Source organism: Micromonospora sp. M51 (genome assembly GCF_018070305.1).
GTDB lineage: Bacteria > Actinomycetota > Actinomycetes > Mycobacteriales > Micromonosporaceae > Micromonospora > Micromonospora parva.
On the sequence record NZ_JAGPXZ010001465.1, the window covers coordinates 1 to 510 of the forward strand.

Sequence of the window (510 nt, forward strand, 5' to 3'; positions counted from 1 at the left end):
GTCACCGTGCTCGGCGTCGACGACCGGGGCGAGCTGCGGCTGCTCCCCGCCGCCGACCTGGGCACCGACGCGCTGCGGGTCGGGGTGGACGGTGGCTACCTGCTGGACGCGTTGAACGCGGCCGGTGCGCCGCAACTGGTGCTGGAGCTGGACGGGCCGATCGCCCCGCTGGCCGTACGCCGACCGGACGACGCGGACACCTACTCGGTGCTGATGCCGATCCGGCTCTAGAACCTCCCCGTCCCGGGCGGAAAAGCCCGCGACGGTAGCATCTGGTGGTCCACCAGTGACCCCGGACGGAGGCGTACGGAGCAGCATGCTCGACATGGAGTTGATCCGGAAGGATCGCGAGGCGGTGGCGACCGCGCTGGCGAAGCGTCTGGATCCCGCCGAGGTCACCCGTGCCCTGGACGAGATCCAGCGGCTCGACCAGGAACGCCGCGCCCTGATCACGGAGATCGACGCCGAGCGGCAGCGCCGCAAGGCCGAGGCCCGGGCGTACGCGCAGGC

2 pseudogenes are annotated in these 510 nt (G+C 72.2%); both read left to right on the top strand.

Going from position 1 to position 510, the window contains the following annotated elements:
- Window positions 1-231, top strand: a pseudogene (locus KBX53_RS35470) (MerR family transcriptional regulator); the annotation flags it as partial.
- A gap of 85 nt (window positions 232-316) precedes the next feature.
- Window positions 317-510, top strand: a pseudogene (locus KBX53_RS35475) (serine--tRNA ligase); the annotation flags it as partial.